The organism is Micromonospora inositola (assembly GCF_900090285.1).
In the GTDB taxonomy this organism is placed as follows: domain Bacteria; phylum Actinomycetota; class Actinomycetes; order Mycobacteriales; family Micromonosporaceae; genus Micromonospora; species Micromonospora inositola.
Window position 1 is genome coordinate 126,944 of sequence record NZ_LT607754.1, and the last position, 19,118, is coordinate 146,061.

16 protein-coding genes are annotated in these 19,118 nt (G+C 75.1%); 6 read left to right on the forward strand and 10 right to left on the reverse strand.

The window, feature by feature from the left end:
- Positions 1 to 42: 42 nt before the first annotated feature.
- From hemQ to hemE, 3 genes are read right to left on the reverse strand one after another with little or no spacing between them, the layout of a single operon-like run.
- Positions 43 to 744, reverse strand: a complete 702-nt coding sequence (gene hemQ, locus GA0070613_RS00595) for a hydrogen peroxide-dependent heme synthase (RefSeq protein ID WP_089010470.1) — start codon at positions 742 to 744, stop codon at positions 43 to 45.
- Positions 741 to 2,150 (reverse strand): protoporphyrinogen oxidase, encoded by a 1,410-nt coding sequence (gene hemG, locus GA0070613_RS00600; RefSeq protein ID WP_089015657.1) that lies wholly within the window; start codon positions 2,148 to 2,150, stop codon positions 741 to 743. Before hemG ends, hemQ begins: the two co-directional genes overlap by 4 nt.
- A gap of 2 nt (positions 2,151 to 2,152) precedes the next feature.
- Positions 2,153 to 3,253 carry a uroporphyrinogen decarboxylase gene (hemE, locus tag GA0070613_RS00605; protein ID WP_089010471.1) on the reverse strand — a complete coding sequence of 367 codons (1,101 nt, stop codon included), beginning with the start codon at positions 3,251 to 3,253 and terminating at the stop codon, positions 2,153 to 2,155.
- A gap of 166 nt (positions 3,254 to 3,419) precedes the next feature.
- Between hemE and GA0070613_RS00610 the strand changes: the two genes are divergently transcribed.
- A complete protein-coding gene (locus GA0070613_RS00610; protein WP_089010472.1) occupies positions 3,420 to 3,992 on the forward strand; it encodes a DUF3000 domain-containing protein in 573 nt (190 codons plus the stop codon).
- 109 nt (positions 3,993 to 4,101) lie between these two features.
- Here GA0070613_RS00610 and GA0070613_RS00615 read toward each other — a convergent pair whose 3' ends face one another.
- Both GA0070613_RS00615 and GA0070613_RS00620 read right to left on the reverse strand, forming a co-directional pair.
- A complete protein-coding gene (locus GA0070613_RS00615; RefSeq protein ID WP_089010473.1) occupies positions 4,102 to 4,863 on the reverse strand; it encodes a hypothetical protein in 762 nt (253 codons plus the stop codon).
- 162 nt (positions 4,864 to 5,025) lie between these two features.
- Complete coding sequence (locus tag GA0070613_RS00620; RefSeq protein WP_089015658.1) at positions 5,026 to 6,465, reverse strand: trypsin-like peptidase domain-containing protein; 1,440 nt, start codon at positions 6,463 to 6,465, stop codon at positions 5,026 to 5,028.
- 226 nt (positions 6,466 to 6,691) lie between these two features.
- On the opposite strand from GA0070613_RS00620, the gene GA0070613_RS00625 reads away from it, so the two are divergent.
- The 4 genes from GA0070613_RS00625 (at position 6,692) to GA0070613_RS00640 (ending at position 12,597) form a co-directional block, all read left to right on the forward strand.
- Positions 6,692 to 8,020: a ribonuclease D gene (locus GA0070613_RS00625; protein ID WP_089010474.1), complete on the forward strand. Its 1,329-nt coding sequence runs from the start codon at positions 6,692 to 6,694 to the stop codon at positions 8,018 to 8,020.
- A 115-nt stretch (positions 8,021 to 8,135) separates the two neighbouring features.
- Positions 8,136 to 9,332: a thiolase family protein gene (locus tag GA0070613_RS00630; protein ID WP_089010475.1), complete on the forward strand. Its 1,197-nt coding sequence runs from the start codon at positions 8,136 to 8,138 to the stop codon at positions 9,330 to 9,332.
- On the forward strand, positions 9,329 to 11,398 hold the full coding sequence (locus GA0070613_RS00635; protein WP_089010476.1) for a 3-hydroxyacyl-CoA dehydrogenase NAD-binding domain-containing protein: 2,070 nt from the start codon (positions 9,329 to 9,331) through the stop codon (positions 11,396 to 11,398). The genes GA0070613_RS00630 and GA0070613_RS00635 overlap by 4 nt, the downstream gene beginning before the upstream one ends.
- 308 nt (positions 11,399 to 11,706) lie before the next feature.
- Positions 11,707 to 12,597, forward strand: coding sequence for a hypothetical protein (locus GA0070613_RS00640; RefSeq protein ID WP_089010477.1), 891 nt, complete (start codon positions 11,707 to 11,709; stop codon positions 12,595 to 12,597).
- A 67-nt stretch (positions 12,598 to 12,664) separates the two neighbouring features.
- Here GA0070613_RS00640 and GA0070613_RS00645 read toward each other — a convergent pair whose 3' ends face one another.
- The 3 genes from GA0070613_RS00645 to GA0070613_RS00655 all read right to left on the reverse strand — a co-directional run bounded on the left by GA0070613_RS00645 (position 12,665) and on the right by GA0070613_RS00655 (position 15,099).
- Positions 12,665 to 13,051: a VOC family protein gene (locus GA0070613_RS00645; RefSeq protein ID WP_089010478.1), complete on the reverse strand. Its 387-nt coding sequence runs from the start codon at positions 13,049 to 13,051 to the stop codon at positions 12,665 to 12,667.
- A 231-nt stretch (positions 13,052 to 13,282) separates the two neighbouring features.
- Entirely contained in the window at positions 13,283 to 14,425 is a 1,143-nt protein-coding gene (locus GA0070613_RS00650; RefSeq protein WP_089015659.1) for a sensor histidine kinase, read from the reverse strand.
- A 5-nt stretch (positions 14,426 to 14,430) separates the two neighbouring features.
- Entirely contained in the window at positions 14,431 to 15,099 is a 669-nt protein-coding gene (locus GA0070613_RS00655) for a response regulator transcription factor (RefSeq protein ID WP_089010479.1), read from the reverse strand.
- A gap of 158 nt (positions 15,100 to 15,257) precedes the next feature.
- On the opposite strand from GA0070613_RS00655, the gene GA0070613_RS00660 reads away from it, so the two are divergent.
- Complete coding sequence (locus tag GA0070613_RS00660) at positions 15,258 to 16,451, forward strand: C39 family peptidase (RefSeq protein WP_231929618.1); 1,194 nt, start codon at positions 15,258 to 15,260, stop codon at positions 16,449 to 16,451.
- A gap of 8 nt (positions 16,452 to 16,459) precedes the next feature.
- Here GA0070613_RS00660 and GA0070613_RS00665 read toward each other — a convergent pair whose 3' ends face one another.
- Together GA0070613_RS00665 and GA0070613_RS00670 are read right to left on the reverse strand one after the other, a co-directional pair.
- Positions 16,460 to 17,758, reverse strand: coding sequence for an outer membrane protein assembly factor BamB family protein (locus tag GA0070613_RS00665; RefSeq protein ID WP_231929619.1), 1,299 nt, complete (start codon positions 17,756 to 17,758; stop codon positions 16,460 to 16,462).
- Positions 17,743 to 19,029: an outer membrane protein assembly factor BamB family protein gene (locus tag GA0070613_RS00670; RefSeq protein ID WP_157746236.1), complete on the reverse strand. Its 1,287-nt coding sequence runs from the start codon at positions 19,027 to 19,029 to the stop codon at positions 17,743 to 17,745. Before GA0070613_RS00670 ends, GA0070613_RS00665 begins: the two co-directional genes overlap by 16 nt.
- Positions 19,030 to 19,118 lie beyond the last annotated feature (89 nt).

Here is a 19,118-nt window from a genome sequence, read left to right on the forward strand (position 1 = left end):
GGCCCCGGAGAGCATTCTCCGGGGCCCGTTCCACGTCGCCGGTCAGACCAGGCAGGTGACGATGTCGGCGATCGGCCGCCGCCGGCCGGTGTAGAAGGGGATCTCCTCCCGGACGTGCCGCCGCGCGCCGGAGGCCCGCAGGTCGCGCATCAGGTCGACCATCCGGTGCAGCTCGTCGGCCTCGAAGGCGAGCATCCACTCGTAGTCACCCAGGGCGAACGAGGCGACGGTGTTCGCCCGCACGTCCGGGTAGCCGCGGGCCAGCCCGCCGTGCTCGGCGAGCATCTCCCGCCGCTCGGCGTCCGGCAGCAGGTACCACTCGTAGGAGCGGACGAACGGGTAGACGCAGAGGTACGCCCGGGGCTCCTCGTTGGCGAGGAACGCCGGGATGTGGCTCTTGTTGAACTCCGCCGGCCGGTGCAGCGCCATCTGCGACCAGACCGGGGTGAGCGCCCGGCCCAGCGTGGTCCGCCGGAACCGCAGGTACGCGTCCTGCAGCGCGTCGCTGGACGAGGAGTGCCACCAGATCAGCAGGTCGGCGTCGGCGCGCAGGCCGGCGACGTCGTACGTGCCGCGGATCGTCACGTCCTTGCCGGCCAGCTCCTCGAAGAGGGCCTCGACCTCGTCGATGACGTTCTCCCGCAACGACGGGAGCGGGCTGGTGGCCCGGTACACCGACCACATGGTGTAACGGACGGTGGCGTTCAGCTCCTTGAGCCGGGCCGCGTTGGTCTGCTCGGTCATGAACCCGATCCTCTCAGGGCAGTGATGATCTCCTCGGCCGCGGTTTCGCCGGAGCGGACGCAGACCGGGATGCCGACGCCGTCGTAGCCGGCGCCGGCCAGGACCAGCGTGGGGTGGGCGGCGCGCAGCGCCGTCCGGGCCGCGGCCACCCGGTCGAGATGGCCGGGGGCGTACTGCGGCAGGGCCCCGCCCCACCGCTGCACGTGGCCGGCGACCGGGGCGGGCAGCGGGGTGCCCAGCACCTTGGACAGCTCCCGGTGCACGGTGACGACCAGGTCGTCGTCGGTGAGCTGCAGCGACGTCTCGTCGCCGTACCGGCCGACCGAGGCGCGGACCAGGGCGAGCCCGTCGGCCCGGCGCAGATGACCCCACTTGGTGGTGAAGAAGGTGGATGCCTTGATCAGCAGCCCCTCGGTGGCCGGTACCAGGAACCCGGAGAGTTCGGGCAGCTGGGGCTCGGGCAGGGCAATGGTGACCAGTGCGACGCTGGCGTAGTCGAGCCCGCCGACGGCCGTGGCCACCTCGGGCGCCGGGCCACCGAGCAGCCGGGCGGCCCGCCGGGCCGGCACCGCGAGCACCACCGCATCGGCCTCGACCAGCTCCGGGGCGCGGGTGGGGCCGACCACCAGCCGCCAGCCGGTCGCCGTCGGGTGCAGTTCGCGCACCGCCGCGTCCCGGCGGATCGTCGCGCCACTCTGTCGCGCCGCCGCCTCGACCAGGGTGCTCAGCCCGCCGGCCAGGGTGCCGAAGACCGGCGCGCCGGGGGCGCGTGGCGCGGCGGCCTGGGCCGCCCGGACCGCGCCGACCAGGGTGTGCTCGACCCGGGCCGCCCGGGCCAGCGCCGGCATGGTGGTGACCAGGGACAGGTCGTCGGCCCGGCCGGCGTACACGCCGCCGAGCATCGGGTCGACCAGCCGGTCCACCACCTGGTCACCGAGGCGTTCGCGGACCAGCGCGCCGACCGCCACGTCCTCGTCCGGCCCGAGCAGCGGCCGGCCGCCGTCGCGGTCGGCGTCCGCGGCCGGCGTCGCCACCGGCGCCACCTTCGCCAGGTCCCCCGGTACGCCGACCAGGGTCCCGCCCGGGACGGGGCGCAGCCCGCCGTCCACGGCGAGCGCGGCCTGCCCCACGGTGGGGTGGACGACGGCGTCGGCCAGCCCGAGCCGGCGGATCAGGCTGACGGCGGCGGACTCCGCGCCGGTCGGGTCGCGCATCAGGAACGACTCCGCGCCGAACTCGACGGCCTGCCCGGCCAGCTCGCCGGTGCGCAGCTTGCCGCCGAGGGCGCCGGACTGCTCGTACACGGTGATCTCGGTGCCGGCGGGGGCGTGGTCGCGCAACCGGACGGCGGCGGCCAGCCCGGTGATCCCGCCACCGACGACCGCCACCCGCCACGGTTGCCGCACGGTCATCTCCCCTGCTCGACCGGCCGCGCGGAGAGGTCGTGCACCAGCGCGACCACCCGGGTCAGCACGTCGGGGTCGGTCTCCGGCAGCACGCCGTGGCCGAGGTTGAACACGTGACCGGGGGCGGCCCGCCCCTGGTCGAGGATCCGCCGCACCTCGGCCTCCACCACCGGCCAGGGGGCGAACAGCACGCACGGGTCGAGGTTGCCCTGGACGGCCTTGTCCGGGCCGATCCGGCGGGTCGCGGCGTCGAGCGGGGTACGCCAGTCCACGCCGACCACGTCCGCGCCGGCCTCGCCCATCGCGCCGAGCAGCTCGCCGGTGCCCACCCCGAAGTGGATCCGCGGCACGCCCGCGTCGGCCAGCCCGGAGAGCACGGCGGTGGAGTGCGGCAGCACGTAGCGGCGGTAGTCGGCCTCCGACAGCGCGCCGGCCCACGAGTCGAAGAGCTGCACCGCGGAGACCCCGGCGTCGACCTGCACCCGGAGGAAGGCGAGGGTCACCTCGGCCAGCCGGCCACAGAGGGCGTGCCAGAGCTCCGGCTCGCCGTACATCAGGGCCTTGGTCTTGGCGTGGGTCCGCGACGGGCCGCCCTCGACCAGGTAGCTGGCCAGGGTGAACGGGGCGCCGGCGAAACCGATCAGCGGGGTGTCGCCCAGCTCCGCCACGAGCAGCCGGACGGCCTCGTCCACGTAGGACACGTCGTCCCGGGTGATCGGGCGGATCCGTTCGACGTCCTCGGCGGTGCGCACCGGCTCGGCCACCACCGGCCCGGTGCCGGCCACGATGTCCAGGTCGACCCCGGCCGCGGCCACCGGGACCACGATGTCGCTGAACAGGATCGCCGCGTCCACCCCGTGCCGGCGGACCGGCTGGAGGGTGATCTCGGCGACCAGCTCGGGGCGGCGGCAGGACTCCAGCATCGCCACGCTGGCCCGGATTTCGCGGTACTCCGGCAGCGACCGGCCGGCCTGGCGCATGAACCAGACCGGGGTGTGCGGGCCAGGTTCCCGGCGGCAGGCCCGGACGAAGGGCGAGTCGGCCGGCCCGCCGCGGCGGGGTTCTCCGTCTCGGGCGGCAGTGCCCGTGGTCTCGGTGGTCATCGCGGCAATCGTGCCACGGGCCCGGGCGACCCCAGCGGTCACCGTCACCTTTTGTGACCGGGCCCGCGAGGGGCGGCGCCCCGAGCCGCCGGCCGCGGATGATCGTGACCGCGCCCCTCGGCGCGCCGTCCGGACGACCGGGCGGGCGGCGGAATAGGCTGCCGGCATGGCCCCCCCGATCGCGCTCCCGGAAACCTTCGCCCGCGCGGTCGCCGGACTGCGGTCGGTCACCCCCCGGCCGGAGATCGTGCTGGAGGAGGTCGGCGCACCCCAGCGCCTGGCCCCGTACGCGTTCGCGCTCTCCGCCGCGGTGCTGCGCGACGGCGACGAGGTGGCCACCGGGCGGTTGATCCTGCTGCACGACCCGGCCGGGCACGAGGCGTGGCAGGGCACCCTGCGGCTGGTCACCTACGTGACCGCCGAGCTGGAGGTGGATCTCGCCGCCGACCCGCTGCTGCCCGGGGTGGGCTGGACGTGGCTGACCGACGCGCTGGACGCGCAGCACGCCCGGCACCGGGCGATCGGCGGCACGGTCACCCAGACCCTGTCGACCCGGTTCGGGGAGCTGGCCGGGCCGCCCGCGGCGGGCGACATCGAGATCCGCGCCTCCTGGACGCCGCTCGGCGTCGACCTGGCCGCGCACCTGCTCGGCTGGTGCGCCCTGCTGGCCTCGACGGCCGGTCTCCCGCCACCCGGCGTGACGGCCCTGCCGTCCCGCCGCCCCGCCGGCGCCTCCTGACTCCCCCGAGGTCTCCCCGGGTCGATCATGGAGTTGTGGTGCCTGGTTCCTGGCGCTCCGCCCCGTTCGGCGGTTACCACAACCCCATGATCGACGCCCGGTCCGCGGTTCAGAGGTAGTTCTCGGCCTCGTCGCAGATCTTGTCCAGGCCCTTGCTGGCCTTCTCGAAGGCGGCCCGGTTGCCGGCCGACGCGGCGGCCATCGCCTGGGTCAGCTTGTCCAGGCAGGTGGCGATGACCTTCTTCTGCCGGGCCTGCTCGTCCCGGTCGTTCTTGGTGCCGGTCAGGTCCTGCTCGGTGTCGGCCAGCTTGTCCCGCACGGACTGCAGGTCGGTCTTGAGCTTCTCCATCTCCTGCTTGTTCGCCGCGATGGTGCCGTCCCGCTCGCTGACCTGGGCGGAGAGCTTCTTCTCGGTACGGTTCAGCTCGCTGTTCTTGGTGACGAACAGGCCGGTCATCACGCCGCCCAGGACGAAGAGCAGCCCCGCGACGACGGCGAGGATCAGCGTGGTGCGACCCTTGCCGGCACCCCCGGCGGGGGCGCCGTAGGGCGGGACCGAGCCGGGCGGAGCGGACATCGGCTGGCCGAAGCCCGGGCCGGAGACCGGCGGGGCGGACATCGGCGGCGCCGAGAACGGCTGCGGGTACGTCGGGCCCGACACCGGGGCGGAGCCCGGCGCGTACTGGCCGGGCGCCGGCGGGGCGGACGCGGGCTGGACGGGCTGCGGCAGAGTCGGGTCCGGCTGGGCCGGGCCGTACTGCTGGGGTGCGGGCTGGCCGGCGCCGTACGGGTTGCCGTAGACGCCGCCGGCCGGCGGCTGGGGCGGGTAGGCCCGCGGGTGGCCCTCCGGGCCGGTAGGTGGCTGGGACATGTTTTCTTCCTCCGGATTGCTGTTCCCCCGTGGGGTGGCCCCGAAGGGCCGGGGTCTGCGGGTCGAGGGCCGACGTCGTCGGCCGCCACAGGTTCGACGGTGCGGGGTGCGGTCAAGGCCGCCCGGCCGGCCGGCGAGGCCGATCGCTCGGCCGGTCTTCGGTCAGCAGAGCTTGAAGGTGTCGCAGGCGGTCCTGATCGGCACCGCGAGGCCGATTCCCTCGGCGTCCCGGGCCTTCGCGGTGGCGATGCCGACGACCTCCTTCGAGCCGTTGATCACCGGGCCGCCCGAGTTGCCGGGGTTGATCGGCGCGTCGAACTGGATGACCGGACCGGAACCGTCCTCGTCCTTGCGGAAGGCGCTCACCACGCCGGTGGTCACGCTGTCCTGCAGGCCCAGCGGGGCGCCGACCACGACGATCTGCTGCCCGGCCTTGACCGGCGTGCCGGCGGCGACCAGGCCGGTGAACTTGGCGGTGGTCCGCAGCTGGGCGATGTCCTTGGCCTTGTCGACCTTGACGATGGTGGCCTCGAAGCGCTGATCGGTCCGCTCCAGGAAGACCTTCCGGCCGCCGCCGTCGAACACCGCCTCCACCACGTGGAAGTTGGTGAGCAGCGTGGTGGCGCCGCCGGCGGCCGGCTTGCCGATCGCGAACGCCGTACCGGTGAACTGGCCGGCCCGGACCCGGAACACGCTGGGCAGCACGGCGCTGGCCACGGCCTCCGGGTTGAACGCCGCGCCGGCCTGCTTCTCCAGCACCTCCGCGCGCTTGTCGAGGCCGTCCAGCCGGGTGCCGTCGGCGCGCTGCGCCTCGGCCAACCGGCGGTCGGTGGCGGCGAGCCGGCCGTCCAGCCGGTGCAGCTGGTACGCCTGCACGCCGGCGACGAGGGCCAGCACCACCGCTAGCGCGAGCGCCACCAAGGGCAGCCGGCGCCGCCGGTCGGGCCCGGCCGCGGGGACCGGCCACCCGGCCGGCCCACCCGGATACGCGGGCCCGGACACGAGCTGCCCACCCGGATACGCGGGCCCGGACACGAGCTGCCCACTCGGGTACGCCGGCCCTGGGACGGCCGGCCCGTCCGGGTACGTCGGTCCGGAGACCGGCTGCCCCACGGCATGGCCGAGTCCGACGGTCGGCTGCCCGGTGGACGCGCCCGGAAACGCCGGCTGAGCGCGGGACGGCTGCTCCGGCGCGGGCTCGGTGGGGCTCCACCCGCCCGGCCCGCGCACGGCCCCCGGCACGGTGGAGCCGGAACCGGTCGGACTGCCCCACTGGCCGCCGTTCGGCGGCGGGGACCAACTGGCCCGGGGCCCGGGCACGGTCGACTGCCCCGGACCCGCCAGGCCGGTGTCCGACGCGGGCACGGCCGGCCCGAACCCGGCGGCCGGTGGGACGGTGGGCGCGGGAGGAAAGGCGGCGGCCGGGGTCGGCGGACCGGGTACGGCCGCCGGGTAGCCGGGAACGGCCGGTCGGTGCGGCTCGAAGCGCGGCGGCAGCGGGCCCGGCCGGCCCGCCTCGGGACGCTCCGCGCGGTCGCCCTCGGCGGCCTCGTCGGCGCCGTGTCCCGGCGTCCCGTCGCCTGACCCGTACCCAGCCGTCATGATCGCCACGTCCTCCCCGTAGACGCCGTGCCGCGAGGCGGCCCAGGCCCTCGGTCCCTCGGCGGCTCGATGGACCGTACCTGCGCGAACGCGGTTTGTCTCCCCCGATGTCCGACCCTGCCACGTCGGCGCCACCCGACCCCGCCACGACACCCGACGGCCAGCTCGTCGACACGCACCCGACCGGCTGCGCACACCGGATCCGGTAGCGCACTAGGGTTGTCAGGTGACCGACGAACCACCCCTGCGCCGTCGGCCCGCCGAAAGCCGTACGGGAGAGGCAGCCCAGCACCCGTCACCGGCCGCGCCGGAGCCGGCGGACTCGGGGGCCGAACCCACCAACGGCGGGCCCGTACCGCTGATCGCGCCACGCGAGGGCACGCCCGCGCCGGTGGCCACCCCGAGCGAGCTCGACGAGGTCGTGGCGCGCTTCGCGGCGGGCAACGGACCGGTGGCCCTGGACGCCGAACGCGCCTCGGGCTACCGGTACAGCCAGCGTGCCTACCTGGTGCAGCTGCGCCGGGCCGGCTCCGGCACGGCGCTGATCGACCCGCTGCCGCTGCCCGATCTGGCCGCCCTGGACGCGGTGATCGGCGAGGCCGAGTGGGTGCTGCACGCCGCCAGCCAGGACCTGGCCTGCCTGGCCGAGGTGGGCCTGCGTCCCCGGCGGCTCTTCGACACCGAGCTGGCCGCCCGGCTGGCCGGCTTCGAGCGGGTCGGCCTGGCCGCGCTGACCGAGCAGCTGCTCGGCTACACCCTGGAGAAGCACCACTCGGCGGCGGACTGGTCCAGCCGGCCGTTGCCGGAGTCCTGGCTGACGTACGCGGCGCTGGACGTGGAGATGCTGGTCGACCTGCGGGACACCCTCGACGAGGAGCTGCGCCGGCAGGGCAAGTCGGCCTGGGCGGCGGAGGAGTTCGCGGCGCTGGTCCGCACCGGCGCCCGTCCGCCGCGGGTCCGCGCCGAGCCCTGGCGGCGTACCTCCGGCATCCACCGGGTCCGGGGCGCGCGGGCGCAGGCCCGGGTCCGCTCCCTCTGGTACGCCCGGGACCAGATCGCCGCCCGGCGGGACGCCGCCCCGGGCCGGGTGCTGCCCGACTCGGCCATCGTGGCCGCCGCCGAGCTGGACCCGAAGGACGAGAAGACCCTTCTCACCCTCCCCGGCTTCGGCGGCCGCTCGGTGCGCCGGCTGGCCCGTACCTGGCTGGCGGCCCTGGACGACGCCCGCCAGCTGCCAGAGGACGCGCTGCCGGTGGCCCCGACGGTGGAGGGTCCGCCACCGCCGCACCGCTGGGCCGAGCGTGACCCGGTGGCCGCCGGTCGGCTGGCCCGCAGCCGGGAGGTGGTGGTCCGGATCGCCGGCGAGCACAACCTGCCCGCGGAGAACCTGATCGCCCCCGACTCGATCCGCCGCCTCGCCTGGCAGCCCCCGGAGGAGATCACCGACGACACGGTCGCGGAGACCCTCCGCGGCTTCAACGCCCGCGAATGGCAGATCACCCTCCTCCTCCCAGCCCTCACCGAGGCCCTCTCAGGCCCCACCCCCGCCTCCTGACCCCTCGCGGCGTGGGCGCGCGGCGTGTGGGGTGGGCCACACGGGGGGCGCTGTCGGGGTTGGTTACTGACGAGTAGCATCCGAGGGAAATGCCAGTGCCGGCTAGGAGGCTCAAGTGCCCCGTGAAGTTCGAGATGTCGTCTTCGTCGACGGCGTCCGTACCCCGTTCGGCAAGGCGGGTGGCATGTACGCCAACACCCGCGCCGACGACCTGGTGATCCGCTGCATCCGTGAGCTGCTGCGGCGCAACCCGCAGCTGCCGCCGGAGCGGGTCGAGGAGGTCGCCATCGCCGCCACCACCCAGATCGGCGACCAGGGCCTGACCATCGGCCGCACCGCCGCCCTGCTGGCCGGCCTGCCCAAGACGGTCCCCGGCTTCGCGATCGACCGGATGTGCGCCGGCGCGATGACCGCCGTCACCACCGTCGCCAGCGGCATCGCCATGGGCGCGTACGACATCGCCATCGCCGGCGGCGTCGAGCACATGGGCCGCCACCCGATGGGTGAGGGCGTCGACCCCAACCCGCGGATCATCGCGGAGAAGCTGGTGGACCCGTCCGCCCTGGTCATGGGCGCCACCGCGGAGAACCTGCACGACCGGGTCCCGCACATCACCAAGGAGCGCACCGACGCGTTCGCGCTCGCCTCGCAGCAGAAGACCGCCAAGGCGTACGCCAACGGCAAGCTCCAGGACGACCTGGTGCCGGTCGCCATCCGCGACGAGGAGAACGGCTGGGGCCTGGCCACCGTGGACGAGGCTCCCCGGGACACCTCCCTGGAGAAGCTGGCCAGCCTGAAGACCCCGTTCCGCCCGCACGGCAAGGTCACCGCGGGCAACGCGGCCGGCCTGAACGACGGCGCCACGGCCAGCCTGCTCGCCTCCGAGGACGTCGCCCGCGAGCTGGGCCTCCCGGTCGCCATGCGGCTGGTGTCGTTCGGCTTCGTCGGCGTCGAGCCCGAGGTGATGGGCGTCGGCCCGATCCCGTCGACCGAGAAGGCGCTGCGCATCGCCGGCCTGACCATCGACGACATCGGCCTGTTCGAGCTGAACGAGGCGTTCGCCGTGCAGGTGCTCGCCTTCCTCGACCACTTCGGCATCGCCGACGACGACCCGCGGGTCAACCCGTGGGGTGGCGCGATCGCCATCGGTCACCCGCTCGCGTCCTCCGGTGTGCGGCTGATGACCCAGCTCGCCCGGCAGTTCGCCGAGCACCCCGAGGTCCGCTACGGCCTCACCGCCATGTGCATCGGCATCGGCATGGGCGGCACCGTGATCTGGGAGAACCCGCACTGGGAGGGTGGCAACAAGTGAGCGCGCTCGCCGCACCGAACGAGGTCGTCACCAAGGCGCTGCTGCGCCAGGTGAACGTGCCGGGCCTGGACCGGCCGGCCGCCCTGATCACGCTGGACAACGGCTTCGACCACACCAAGCCGAACACCTTCGGCCCGGCCGGCCTGACCAGCCTGGACGAGGCGATCACCGCCGCCCTGGCGGCGAACCCGGCGTTCATCGCGGTCACCGGCAAGCCGTACATCTTCTGCGTGGGCGCGGACATCGTCGGCCTGCCGGCGCTCGCCGACCGCACGCAGGCGCTGGAGATCGGCCGGCTCGGCCACCGGGTCTTCGCCCGGCTCAAGGACAGCGAGATCCCCACCTTCGCCTTCGTCAACGGCGCGGCGATGGGCGGCGGCCTGGAGCTGGCCCTGCACTGCCACTACCGGACGCTCTCCGGTGGCGCGGCGGCCCTGGCCCTGCCCGAGGTCTCCCTCGGCCTGGTCCCCGGCTGGGGCGGCACCCAGCTGCTGCCGAACCTGATCGGCATCCCGGCCGCCACCCAGGTGATCATCCAGAACCCGCTGATGCAGAACAAGATGCTCAAGCCGAAGCAGGCCGCCGAGATGGGCATCGCGGACGTGCTGCTGGAGCCGGCGGACTTCCTGGAGCGGTCCCTGGAGTGGGCCGCCGGCGTGGTCCGCGGCGAGGTCACCGTGACCCGGCCCGAGGTCGACAAGGACATGTGGGCGGGCGTGCTCTACTTCGCCCGGCAGACCCTCGACCAGCGGCTGCACGGCGCGGTTCCGGCCGCGTACAAGGCGCTGGACCTGCTGGAGACCGCCAAGGACGCCGACTTCGCCACCGGCACGGCCGCCGAGGACGAGGCCCTGGCGGACCTGGTCTTCTCCGAGGAGCTGCGCAGCGGCCTGTACGCCTTCGACCTGGTGCAGCGGCGGGCCAAGCGGCCGGCCGGCGCGCCGGACAAGGGCCTGGCCCGCCCGGTCACCAAGGCGGGCATCGTCGGCGCCGGCCTGATGGCCAGCCAGCTCGCGCTGCTTCTCGCCCGCCGCCTCCAGGTGCCGGTCGTGATGACCGACCTGGACCAGTCGCGGGTGGACAAGGGCGTCGGCTACGTGCACACCCAGATCGAGAAGGCCGTGAGCAAGGGCCGGATGGACAAGGGCACCGCCGCCAAGCTGTACGGCCTGGTCAGCGGCTCGGTCGACAAGTCCGTCTTCGCCGACGCCGACTTCGTCATCGAGGCGGTCTTCGAGGACCTGAACGTCAAGAAGCAGGTCTGGGCCGAGCTGGAGAAGATCGTCAAGCCGGAGGCCGTGCTGGCGACGAACACCTCGTCGCTGTCGATCACCGCGATGGCCGAGGAGCTGGAGCACCCGGAACGGGTGGTCGGCTTCCACTTCTTCAATCCGGTCGCCGTGCTGCCGCTGCTGGAGATCGTCCGCGGCGAGCGGACCGACGACGTCACGCTCGCGACCGCCTTCGCGGTCGGCAAGCAGCTGAGGAAGTCCTCGGTGCTGGTGAAGGACGCCCCGGCGTTCGTCGTCAACCGGCTGCTCACCCGGTTCCTCGGCACCGTCTTCGCCGCCGTCGACCAGGGCACCCCGCTGGACGTGGCGAACAGCGCCCTGGACCCGCTGGGCCTGCCGATGCGTCCGCTCGCCCTGCTCCAGCTGGTCGGCCCGGCCGTGGCGTACCACGTGGGCGGCACCCTGCACGCCGCGTTCCCGGACCGCTTCAAGGTCAGCGAGAACCTCAAGCGGATCGCCGACTCCGGCCAGCCGATCGTGGTCGACGACCAGGTCAACGAGGACGTCGCCAAGCTGCTCGTGGTCGGCGACCAGCCGCTGACCGCCGAGCAGGTACGCCAGAACGCGCTGGACGCGCTGGCGCAGGAGATCCGGCTGATGCTCGACGAGGGCGTCGTCGCCGAGGCGCAGGACATCGACCTGTGCATGATCCTCGGCGCCGGCTGGCCGTTCCACCTGGGCGGCGTCACGCCGTACCTGGACCGGACCGGCACCTCCGAGCGGGTCACCGGCCGGCGGTTCCTGCCGCGCGGGGTCGCCAGCCTCCGCGCCTGACCCACCCCCGCTCCCCCGCGATCGCGGTGGCCGACCTTCCCTCCCGGGCGGGCCGGCCACCGCGATCGTCATTTCCGGCAGGGCCCTTCCGGCCCGACGGCGCGCCGACCTCGGGCCGACCTCACGGGCCGGGGTGCGGCGGCCGGACCTTCCAGGGTGACGGCGTGCCGACCCGGGCCTGGTATGGCCCGCCGGCCGGCCCGGTCACGACCCGGCGGCGGTTTCGTCACGTCGACGCGGGGCGGACAGCGGCATGTCGGTCGGGCTGGCTACGATCACGCGGCCCGAACTTCACCTGGAGCTGACCGATGTCGCAGCCGCCGTCCAATCCGTATCCCGGTTCCTACCCGCCGCCGCAGCAGCCCGGCGGCTACCCGTCGCAGCAGCCCGGCCCGCAGTACGGCGGCGACTACCCGCCGCAGCAGCCCGGCCCCCAGTACGGCGGCGACTACCCGCCGCAGCAGCCCGGCCCCCAGTACGGCGGTGGCTATCCGCCGCAGCAGCAGCCCGGCCCCCAGTACGGCGGCGACTACCCGCCGCAGCAGCCCGGCCCTCAGTACGGCTCCTACCTGGAGAGCGGCCAACCGGCCTACGGTGCTCCGGCCGGCCCGCCGCCGAAGAAGTCGAACGTGGGCCGGATCCTGCTCATCACCCTGGCCGTCGTGGTGGTGCTCTGCCTGGGCGGCGGCGCGGTCCTCTTCTTCGCCGCCAAGGACAAGGTCGGCGACGTGGTGGACGCCACCAAGACCCGTGTGGTCGCGCCCACGACGCTGGCCGGCCGGCCCAAGGTGACCGAGCCGCAGCTGCAGGCCGCCGCCGAGGAGATGACCTCGGAGATGAAGAAGGACGTCCCGGACGCCACCAGCACTGTCGGCGGGTACTACGGCAACCCGGCAAAGAAGGACCTGGTCATGATCGCCGGCGCCTCGGGTGTGATGGCCGACCCGAAGAAGGAGCTGGACAACGCCACCAAGGACCTCTCCACCGAGCTCGGGGTGGCCACCTTCAGCACGGTGGACGCCGGCCCGCTGGGCGGCGAGGCCAAGTGCGGCGACGGCAAGGCCGACGACGTCCCGGTGGGGGTCTGCGTCTGGGCGGACCGCGGCAGCCTCGGCATGATCATCCTCTACTTCAAGTCCGCCGACGACCTGAAGTCGCAGTTCGTCACCATGCGCGGGCAGATCGAGCAGAAGGGCTGACCGCCCTCGGCACCGCTGGTCCGGGCCCCCTCCGCCGTGGCGGAGGGGGCCCGTCCACGTGCCGGCGTTACGCCGAGGCGGACCGTTCCGCCGGGCTGCGGCAGACGCAGAACTCGTTGCCCTCGGGGTCGGCGAGCACCACCCAGCCGGTGCCGTCCGGCCGACGGCGGTCGGCGACCAGTGCGGCGCCGAACCCGAGCAGCCGCTCGACCTCGGCGTCCCGGGTCCGGTCGGCCGGTTGCAGGTCGACATGGAACGCGCCCTTGCCGTGCCGCTCCCCGACCTCGACGAAGAGCAGGTCGGGGCCGTGGCCGCCGGGCGCGACCAGGACCGCCTCGGGGTCACCCGGGTGGTCGTCGTCGTGCAGCCGGCGGTCGAGCACCCCCGCCCACCAGCTGGCCAGGGTGTACGGGTCGTCGGACTCGACGGTGACGCAGTGGATCAGCGCACTCACGGTGCTTCCTCCTGGTGTGGAGTGTGCGCCCCGCGGAAGTGGATGCTGTCAGCGGTGACCGGGGCGGGGCGCGGGACTGTTCGTGGTGGACATCGACCGCACCCCCTTTCCGCGCGTCGGGCTGACGCGGCTGATCATGTCACCGCCCGAGCCCGGGGCACAACCCCGTGATGCCGGCCCGGTCCCAGCACGGGACCGGGCCGGTCCCGCTGACGCCGAACGGCGGCCCGGTCAGTTCGGGCAGGGGACGTCGGCCGACGGCAGGGTGACGGTGACCTCCAGGCCGCCGCCCGGCTGGGCGACCACCGTGACCGCGCCGCCGTGCGCGTCGCACACCGCGCGGACGATGGAGAGCCCGAGGCCGGAGCCGCGCGCCCCGGTCCGCTCCTGGCCGCCGCGCCGGAACGGCTCGAACAGCCCCGGCACGTCGGCCTGGGCGACCTCGAAGCCGGTGTTCCCCACCACCAGCCAGGACCGCTGCCCGTCGCTGCCGGTGCGCACCCAGATCCGGCCGTGCAGGTGGTTGTACCGGACCGCGTTCTCGATCAGGTTGCCGGCGAGCCGGTCGAGCAGCCCCGGGTCGCCGACCACCGGCGCCGGGCGCAGCGAGGTCTGCACCCGCAGGCCGATCCGTTCCACCTCGCGGGCGACCGCGGAGAGCGCGTTGGCGGTGCCGACGGCGAGGTCGCACTCGGCCCGGCGGCCCAGCCGGCGGCCGGTCTGGGCCTCGCTGCGGGCCAGCACCAGCAGGGCGTCGACCAGGCCGTTGGCCCGCTCGGAGGCGTCCCGCACCACGCTGGCCATCCGGCGGTACTCGGTGGTGTCCGCCTCGTCGTCGCTGAGCGTCACGTCGATCTCGGTCCGCATCACCGCGAGCGGGGTACGCAGCTCGTGCGAGGCGTTGGCGACGAAGCGCTTCTGCGCCTCGAACGCGGCGGCGATCCGGTCCAGCATCGCGTCGAACGTCTTCGCCAGCTCGGCCACCTCGTCGTCCGCCCCGGACCAGCCGATCCGCTGGTCGAGGGTGGCCTCGCCGAGGCGCTGGGCGGTCGCGGTGACCTGGTGCAGCGGGCGCAGCGCCCGGCCGGCCACCAACCACGCCCCGGCGACCCCGACCACGCTGATCGCCAGCAGGGCCACCAGGCCCTTGACCAGCAGCTCCCGCGACGCGGCGTCGACCAGCTCCCGCTGCCACTGCCCGGCGTCGAGGGTGCGGCCGTCGGCGAGGACCACCGTGGTCCCGGGCAGCAGCTCGTCGGTCGGGCGCAGCGCGTCGCGGACCAGCAGCCAGGCGAGCAGCACCAGGATCGCCCCGGCGCCCACCAGCAGCACCCCGTTGAGCAGGGTGAGCCGCAGCCGCAGCGTGGGACGCAGCCGACTCACGGCGCAACCTCGGCGGTGCGGTAGCCGGCGCCCACCACCGTCTCGATCAGCGGCGGGTCGCCGAGCTTCTTGCGCAGCGTCATCACGGTGACCCGGACGATCGTGGTGAACGGGTCGGTGTTCGCGTCCCAGACCCGTTCCAGCAGCTCCTCGCTGGAGACCACCGCGCCGCGGGCCTTGAGCAGCTCGGCGAGGACGCCGAACTCCTTGTTGGTCAGGTCGACCGGCGCCCCACCGCGGGTGACCACCCGGCGGGCCGGGTCGAGCACCAGGTCGGCGACCTCCAGCACCGGCGGGGCGGCCGGGGTGGCCCGCCGGCCGAGCGCCTGCACCCGGGCCACCAGCTCGTCGAAGGCGAACGGCTTGGGCAGGTAGTCGTCTGCCCCGAGCTGGAGCCCTTCGACCTTGTCGGCGACGGTGCCGCTGGCGGTGAGCATCAGCACCCGGGTCAGGGTGCCGGAGGCGGCCAGGTCTGCGCAGATCCGGTCGCCGTGCACGCCGGGCAGGTCGCGGTCGAGGATCACCACGTCGTACCGGGTGACTAAGGCGGCCTCGTGACCGGTGCTGCCGTCGTAGGCGACGTCCACCGCCATGCCGCGCTTGCGCAGCCCCCGCGCGATCGCGTCGGCGAGGTTGCGCTCGTCCTCCACCACCAGCACCCGCATCCCGGCCTCCTCGCCTCGTGACCTCCCGACAACCTAGTGCCGGCCACCAAACCAGCGTCCCTCGCCGTCGTTGCAGAAAACCTTCGGGTACGCGATGCTTCCCGGCACCTACCGCCACGCTCCGGGCGCGGCGGCCGGCGACGAGCGGAGGAGCTGCCATGACCGGAACAGCTGGGCGGAACGTGGCGTACCGGTGCTTCCGCCTGCCGGCCGACCTCGACCTGGGCACCGCCGAGGGCGTGGTCGCTGTCCCGGGCGGCCTGGCTGTCGGGGCGCCGATCGGGCAGCTCGACCACACCGACCCGCACACCGGCCGCACCGACCGGTACGACCTGGCGACCTGGACCGCGCCGGTGGTGTGGGCCGGCTTCGGCGTCGACGAGATCGTCCCGTCCTGGACCGGGGACAGCCCGGAGGGCGGCTGGCTCCAGATCGAGCTGCGCGGCTGGGACGCGGGCTCGCCGTCCACCGACTGGTACGTGCTGGGCCGCTGGGCCGCCGACGACACGACGATCCACCGCACCTCGGTGCCGGGCCAGACCCAGGACGAGGCCTGGGCGAAGGTCGACACGATGGGCGCCCTGCGCTCGGCGATCACCGGCTGGCAGGCGCGGGTCACCCTGTTCCGCCGGACCGACGTCGCGGCCGGCCCGGTGCTGCGTACCCTCGGGGCGGTGGCCTCGGCCGAGGAGTGGAACGCGCCCGACCAGCCGGCGGCCTCCGCGGCCGTCGGCGCGGCCCGGGGGCGGGTGCTCGACGTGCCCCGGTACGCGCAGCGGCTGCACGCCGGCGGGGAGACCCGCTGGGGCGGCGGTGGGGACTCCTGGTGCAGCCCCACCAGCGTGTCGATGGTGCTGGACTTCTGGGGCGCCGGCCCGACCCCGGACCGGTACGCCTGGGTGACCCCGCCCGGCCCCCGGCCGGTCGTGGTGCACGCCGCCCGGGGCTGCTACGACCACGCCTACGCGGGCGCGGGGAACTGGCCGTTCAACACGGCGTATGCGGGGCTGCACGGGGTGGACGCGTTCGTCACCCGGTTGCGCTCCCTCGCCGAGGCCGAGCTCTTCGTCGCGGCCGGGGTGCCGCTGGTCGTCTCGGCGCGGTTCCGGCGCGGGGAGATCCCCGGGCTCGACTACGACACCAACGGCCACCTGATGGTGCTGGTCGGCTTCACGGAGACCGGTGACCCGGTGCTCAACGACCCGTATGCCGCCACCGACGACGGGGTGCGCAGGACCGTGGACCGGGACCGGTTCCAGGCCGCCTGGCTGGGCGGCAGCGGCGGCGTGGCGTACGTGATCCGGCCGGCGTCGGTGCCGCTGCCGCCCACCCCCGCGCAGGCCAACTGGTGAACCGCTGATCAGCGGCCGTCCGGCCAGACGACCAGGCCGCCGGAGGGCCGCAGGCAGACCAGGGCGGCGGCCGCGGCCGCGCAGTCGTCCCACGAGCCCGGCAGCACGGCCCGGATCCGGGCCTGTCCGGCCGGGACGTCCAGCTCGGCGACCAGGGTGCGGTCCTCGCCGAGCCGGCGGAGCCCGAGCAGCGCGGGCTCGTACCGGGCCCCGCCGCTCAGCCGCCAGCGGCCCAGCCGGGCGAGGGTGCCGCCGGTGCGTGGGTCGACCACCGACAGGTCCATCTCCAGGCCGACGGCCGGGGCGCTGGCGAGGAGCCGACCGTCGACCGGATCGATCCCCAGCCAGCGGTCGTCGGTCCAGAGCAGACGCCCGGTGGCCGGGTCGACGGCCCGCACTCCGAGGCCCCGGTCGCGCAGGCAGATCGACCCGGCACAGTCGGCGAACCAGGTCTCGGCCGACGGGCCGACCGGCATGCTCCAGCGCCGGTCCAGCCGGTCCAGGCCGTACGCGGTGACCGTGCCCGGCGCCCCGTCGAGCAGCAGCAGGTCACCGACGACCTGGGTGACCCGGTACGACACCCCGTCGGCGGCCGGCGGCACCCGCCCGGCACGCAGCAGCGCCCCCGAGCCGGCGTCGTGGACCTCCACCCGGCCGGCGGCGGTGACCAGCACCACCCGCGTCACACCCCGGTCGCCGACCTCGTACGCGAGCCCGTTGCCGGGCAGCGGCAACGACCACCGGGACCGGCCCGACACCGGGTCGACCGCCCGCACGGTGCCCGTCCCGTCCGCCCGGGGCGTCTCGAAGAGCACGCCGCCGGACTCCGTCCGGACCGGGTAGCCGGGCTGCCGCCAGCGCACCGCCCCGGTGTCCGGGTCCAGCAAGGTGGAGGCGGGGTCGCCGGCCCCGGCGGGGCTGCTGATCACCAGCACCGCGCCGGCCACCGTGGTGAGGCCGAGCGCGTGGTCGCCGGTGGGGAGGACGAACCGCCACAGCGGCTCCCCGCCGGGCAGCCGGTGCCCGGTCACCAGCCGACCCGCCCGGCCCACCGTGCCCGGCCCGTCGGCGACCACCAGCCGGTCGGCGAGCACCAGGAAGCCGGCGCCCTGCGGGGCGGGCACCGCCACGGACGGCCGCCGGCCCGGGGCGGGGGCCGAGCCGGCCAGCACGAGCAGCGCGGCGCAGAGCAGCGCCGCGACGCGTGCCGACCGGGAGGGGGGACGGCGCGGGTCGGGCGGCGGCTCGGTCTCGTCGCCGTGCCGCAGCTCGCCCAGCTCGATGACCGGGCTCACGGCAACCGCCACAGCCCGAACCCGCCGTCGGCCCGCCGGCAGGCGAGCACGCCCGCGCCGACCCGGCAGTCGCCGAGCAGGCCGGGCAGCGCGCCGATCACCCGGGCCCGGGCGGCGACCAGGTCCAGCTCGGCCACGACCAGCCGCCCGTCCGGGCCCCGCCGGCTGCCGATCAGCGGGACGTCCGGGTCGGCCCAGTTCGCCAGCTCCCAGCTGCCCAGGTCGGCCAGCCGGTGACCGGTCGCCGCCTCGACCACCGCGTACCGGGAGGCCCCAGCGGGGTCGGCCGTGGTCACCAGGAACCGGCCGGCGTTCACCCGCAGCACCGCCCGCGAATGCTCGTCACGCCATCGGATGGCGCCGGTCGCCGGGTCGAGCGCCCACATCCCGCCGATCTGCTGGTACGCACAGAGCAGAGCGCCGCAGGGGCTCAGGTAGCCGACCAGGGAGAGCCGGGTGGTCCAGCGCCGGTCCAGGCGGTCCAGGCCGTAACCGGTGACCGTGGCGCCGTTGTCCCGGATCACCAGCAGCAGGTCGTCGACCACCGCCGTCCGCTGCCAGTTGGGCAGCTCACCGGGACGGATGTTGCGGGTGACCAGCCGGGCACCGGAGACCGCGTCGCGCACCTCGACCTCGCCGGAGGCCGGCGCCAGCACGACCCGGTCAGCCCCGGCCGGGCCGTAGCGCAGGTCGGCGCCGCCCGGCGGCGTCGGCACCCACCACAGTGCCCGCCCGGACGGCACGTCGACCCGGCGGATCGTGCCCTGCCCCACCGCGTCGACGGTCTGGATGAGCACCCCGTCTCCCGCCTCGACCGCCACGCCGGGCTGCTGCCAGCCGGGCGCGCCGGTCCGGGCGTCCACGGTGAACGTCCGGTAGGTGCCGTCGGTGCCGCCCACCGGGCCGGTGAGCAGCACCGACCCGGCCCGGTTCAGCAGCCCGACGATGTCGCCACTGCCCACCGGAAGCGAGCTGCGCCACAGCCGGGTGGGCGGACCGTGCGCCGGGATCCGGTATGCGACGAGCTGCCGCCCCTCGTTCCGGTCCAGGTCGGGCGGCTCGACCAGGTAGAGGCGGTCGCCGACGAGGAAGGCCTCGGCGCCGGGGCGGGCCGGCACGGCGGCGGCCGGACGGCCGGCCGCCGGAACGCCGCCGGCGAGCGTGAGCAGGGCGACCGCCAGCACCGCCAGGATCCGGTACGGCCGCGCGGCGGGCCGGGGCGGTCGGGTCGACGGCGCCGGCGCCGGGTCGTCGCGACGCTCACCCAGATCGATGACGGTCACGGCCACCCCTCCCCCGCCCACCCCCCCGGACGGCGCCCGCCGGGACGCACCGGCCCGGCCGGGGCGACGCCGCGCCGCCTGTACGATGG

What these genes read in the sequence shown, in the direction of transcription:
- hemQ (WP_089010470.1), bottom strand. Translation starts at nt 744, where the DNA reads ATGACCGAGCAGACCAACGCGGCCCGGCTCAAGGAGCTGAACGCCACC.
- hemE (WP_089010471.1), bottom strand. Translation starts at nt 3,253, where the DNA reads ATGACCACCGAGACCACGGGCACTGCCGCCCGAGACGGAGAACCCCGC.
- GA0070613_RS00610 (WP_089010472.1), top strand. Translation starts at nt 3,420, where the DNA reads ATGGCCCCCCCGATCGCGCTCCCGGAAACCTTCGCCCGCGCGGTCGCC.
- GA0070613_RS00615 (WP_089010473.1), bottom strand. Translation starts at nt 4,863, where the DNA reads ATGTCCCAGCCACCTACCGGCCCGGAGGGCCACCCGCGGGCCTACCCG.
- GA0070613_RS00620 (WP_089015658.1), bottom strand. Translation starts at nt 6,465, where the DNA reads ATGACGGCTGGGTACGGGTCAGGCGACGGGACGCCGGGACACGGCGCC.
- GA0070613_RS00640 (WP_089010477.1), top strand. Translation starts at nt 11,707, where the DNA reads ATGTCGCAGCCGCCGTCCAATCCGTATCCCGGTTCCTACCCGCCGCCG.
- GA0070613_RS00655 (WP_089010479.1), bottom strand. Translation starts at nt 15,099, where the DNA reads ATGCGGGTGCTGGTGGTGGAGGACGAGCGCAACCTCGCCGACGCGATC.
- GA0070613_RS00660 (WP_231929618.1), top strand. Translation starts at nt 15,258, where the DNA reads ATGACCGGAACAGCTGGGCGGAACGTGGCGTACCGGTGCTTCCGCCTG.